Source organism: Paracoccus sp. MC1854 (assembly GCF_014164635.1).
Lineage (GTDB): Bacteria > Pseudomonadota > Alphaproteobacteria > Rhodobacterales > Rhodobacteraceae > Paracoccus.
Window position 1 is genome coordinate 1 of the sequence record NZ_JACJFU010000084.1, and the last position, 3442, is coordinate 3442.

Annotated in this window: 3 protein-coding genes and 2 pseudogenes; all 5 read right to left on the reverse strand. The window is 66.5% G+C overall.

Features of this window, described 5'->3' with window-relative positions; translation table 11 throughout:
* Positions 1-203: 203 nt before the first annotated feature.
* Positions 204-572 (reverse strand): annotated as a pseudogene (locus H5395_RS17915) (3-oxoadipyl-CoA thiolase); the annotation flags it as partial.
* Between the two features lie 130 nt (positions 573-702).
* The gene (locus H5395_RS17920) at positions 703-1167 is read right to left on the reverse strand and encodes a hypothetical protein (protein ID WP_182793870.1); all 465 of its coding nucleotides are present in this window, start codon (positions 1165-1167) and stop codon (positions 703-705) included.
* Between the two features lie 407 nt (positions 1168-1574).
* Positions 1575-1757, reverse strand: a complete 183-nt coding sequence (locus H5395_RS17925; protein ID WP_182793871.1) for a hypothetical protein — start codon at positions 1755-1757, stop codon at positions 1575-1577.
* A gap of 248 nt (positions 1758-2005) precedes the next feature.
* Entirely contained in the window at positions 2006-2230 is a 225-nt protein-coding gene (locus tag H5395_RS17930; protein WP_220495120.1) for a hypothetical protein, read from the reverse strand.
* A gap of 30 nt (positions 2231-2260) precedes the next feature.
* Positions 2261-3120 (reverse strand): annotated as a pseudogene (locus tag H5395_RS17935) (IS5 family transposase).
* Positions 3121-3442 lie beyond the last annotated feature (322 nt).

Here is a 3442-nt window from a genome sequence, read left to right on the forward strand (position 1 = left end):
CCGGCCCCCGAGGTCCAGCAGGGACCGGCTCCGCCACCCCGAACCCCTTCGCCAGCTCCCCCCACCACGGCGCCGAGACCCGTCATGCACCAGGATTGGAAATGGACCACCTCAGTGGAGCAGGCCACCCTTATTGCTGAAGATCACACCCGCGCTGCGGAAATTCCCGCGCCACGTCCGGTCTGCGCGACCTCGGCCGTCTTGCCGCGTCCGAGCTGCACTGTCACTGGCAGAATCCCCGCCGCGAGCCGCCCATTCGCCTTCGCCGCCGCTGCCCGTTCCTGCGAGCGCAGGGCAACGGCGTCCTAGTCGGCGCGGCTGAGGCCATAGTCGTCGGCGAGGTTCTGCGCCGTCTTGGGCATCGACCCGGTGCCATAGTCCGCGGCCATCCTCGGGTTTACGAAGCGCCAGCCGATGGTGGTGTCGAAGACCTCGTTCCCGCGAGACCAAGCCGCCCCCGCCTTGGGCATCACGAAAGGCGCGCGGGTCATGCTTTCGACGCCCGAGGCGATCGCAAGCTCGATGTCGCCCGCCTGGATGGCGCGGGCGGCGACGGCGACCGCCTCCAGCCCACGCATGATACGCGGGATCACATGACCGCCCGTCATACCCACCCGGCCGCGCCCATCGCCGTCATCGCCGCCGCTCAGATCGCAAAGACCAGCAGGTAGAAGGCCCAGTTCCAGCGCGGACCCACGATGGTCAGCGGACAGCCGGCAGCCCCGAGGCCAGCGCCACCAAGGTCAGGGAGGGCGAGAAGATCATCACCGATGCCCAAGCGCCAGCCAGCGACAGCGCAATGGCGGTCTGGCTGAGATCCGGGATTGCCAGCCCAGCCATGGTCGAGGCGAGAATCGCGGTCACGATGATGGGATTGATGCCCACGCAGGACAACAGAAACAGCGCCGCCATCATCAGCGGCACCGCCGCAACTGCATCTGGCCCCCACCCCATGGCGGCGACCATCTGCGAGCCGCCGGGCAAAAGCTGGTGAATCAGCACGACCATGATGCCGGCCGAGGCGAAGACCGTCAGTTCAGAGGCCATCCCCGCCAAGGCCCGGCCGACATCGCTGCCGTATTCCACCAGCGCGCTGGCGAGGTTGCGCGACTGCCGGACCGCGCCCAGCGCCATCCAGAGGGTGGCATAAAGCGGTAGCATCACCACCAGCGCGGCCTGCACGCTCAGAGGGCTGGCCTAACTCAGTCCGAAGACCAGCCCCGGCAAGCCGAAGATATGTCCCAGAAGCTGCAGCGCCGTCGCCTTCCGGCGCGGGCGCAGGGCTCGGCAAGGATGGCCGCGCCGGTTGCAGGCGGCGGTCCAGCAGTCAGCCGGTGATGCCGAAATCCGGCACGGCCACCACCCCAATCCGCTAGCCCGGCAGCGCCAGCAGCAGCAGGGTTCACGGCAAGACCGAAAGGCGACCAGAAGACGATCAGGCTGAACCCGGGCAAGACCGCCGTCATCATCCGCCGCAGCCGCAAATCGCGCAAACGCGGGGGGAAGGTAGCCCGAAGCCTCCTCGGCGGCGCGGTGCGCCATGTGCAGCAGGATCGTCAGTGCCCCGAAATTGATCAGGACGCCGAGGGTATGCCCGTCGTCAGCGCAGCGTAGCGGCGTGCCGGCGACTGACGCGTCAGGAACCGCCCGGCGACGATCACCGCCAGAGAGTTCGCCGCTACCGCGTGCAACACGCCCAGCAGCCCGAGCAGCGCGGCAAGAAACACCATCCGGCCCCAGCGTCTGCGTCCAGACACCAACTCCCATGCCCTGGACCAGTACCGCGACCCCGCAAGCGGCGGCCAGTGTCAAGGTGACACGGGCTGAGACGTTGAGCCACCGCCTGTTAAGCAGGGAATACACTCCCAGCGCCGCCCGGGCCAGCACCAACAGAGGTCGGGGATCGCCCCGCCGGTGTAGTCCAGCGCCACGGCAACGACCAGCGCGACGCAGGCCGCGGCGATCCGGGATTTCGGATCTTGACAGACGGCGGGTTAAGGGGCATTCAGTCAGGCTGGTCCGTGAAATGGTCCAACAGCCTGTGCTTGAGGATCTTGCCCGAAGGTGCCGCCGGTAGCCGGGCGCAGATCACAATGTGCGAAGGCACCCTGTAGGCGCTGAGCCGCACCGCCGCATGGGCGCGCAGGGTATCCTCGTCAGCCCCCGCGCTTGGATGGGTCTGGCAGAAGGCGATCACCTCCTTGTTGCCTGTCGCGGCTGCGGCCGACATCCTGCATCTCCGCTCCAGCCCCATTGATCTTCAAAGCCAGAAGAGGAGGGTTGCGGCCAGAAGTCGCCGCATGCGTCGACGGCAGGGAAGAAGGTGTCCGGGCAGCCGTCGTATCGAGTTGCGGCATATGAGGAGGATCAGGAAACAGTCGGAGGGACTGTTTCCCCGACGATTGGCCAGTCCTTGAGCCGCCGCCCATGATCTCGATCCGGTTGCGCCGCTTGTAACGCCGCTTGTCGTCTTTCACGGTCGTCTTTCGGGACTTCCAAGCGGGGATGCAGACCTTTCTCCCCTTGCCATTCAAGGCTTCTCTCAGCCAGTTTGCATCATGTCCTCGATCTGCCGGCAGCCAGCCGGCCTCGGGCAGGCTGCCCAGCAGCGCCGCCGCGCCGATGCAGTCGCTCACCTGTCCGGCCGACAGCAAGAAACGGATCGGCCGGTCCCTGGCGTCGGGGACGGCGGGCAGCCTGGTGTTCATGCCCCCGTTCTCGGGAAAACGATCTCGTGGATCGTTTTCCGACCCTCAAACTGCGCCCGATCGGGCGTCCGCGCCCCCTCTTCTTGGCGCGCAGGCTGGAAGCCGTGCGGTGCGCCTTCAGAGGGGTTGCATCGATCATGATTGTCTTGCGCGCGGTGCCTTGCGTGGCCAGGCCCATAATGATCCGGGCAAACACCCGGTTGTCGCGCCAGCGCTTCCAACGGTTGCAGAGCGTCTTCGCCGGACCCTATCCCTTGGGTGCGGCACACTATCGCAAGCCATTGCGGTTGACGAAGATCATGCCGCTGAGCACGCGCCGATCATCGACCCGGGGTTGCCATGGCTCTTCGGAAAGAAAGGCCTCAGGCGCTCTGACCTGCCCCTCCCCGGACAGCCAGAAAAGGTTGCTCATGGATCAGAAACAATGGGGCTGGAGCCTAGGTACTGATGCCCGGGTTGCGGAGAGGTGATCGAGAACGGCCGCCTCGCAGCCGTCAGTGTAGCTGTTCACGGGTAGCTGTTCCATCCCGGATGATCACATAGACGGTCGCCGGGCCGCCTTGTTCATGGCAAGATCGATCCTGGGTGAGGTCCGGGACGGGAGTCGGGCGGGCACGGAGCCGGCTTGGATGGCGGCCGAGCGCTACGGCATCTCCGGGCAGACCGTCTGGAAATGGTGCAAGCGCGACGGCGTCCATGACCGGAGCCACACGCCGCACCGGTTGCAGACCACG

Bases quoted from the DNA above. Each gene is read 5' to 3' on its own strand.
- H5395_RS17930 (WP_220495120.1), bottom strand. From the start codon at position 2,230: ATGTCGGCCGCAGCCGCGACAGGCAACAAGGAGGTGATCGCCTTCTGC.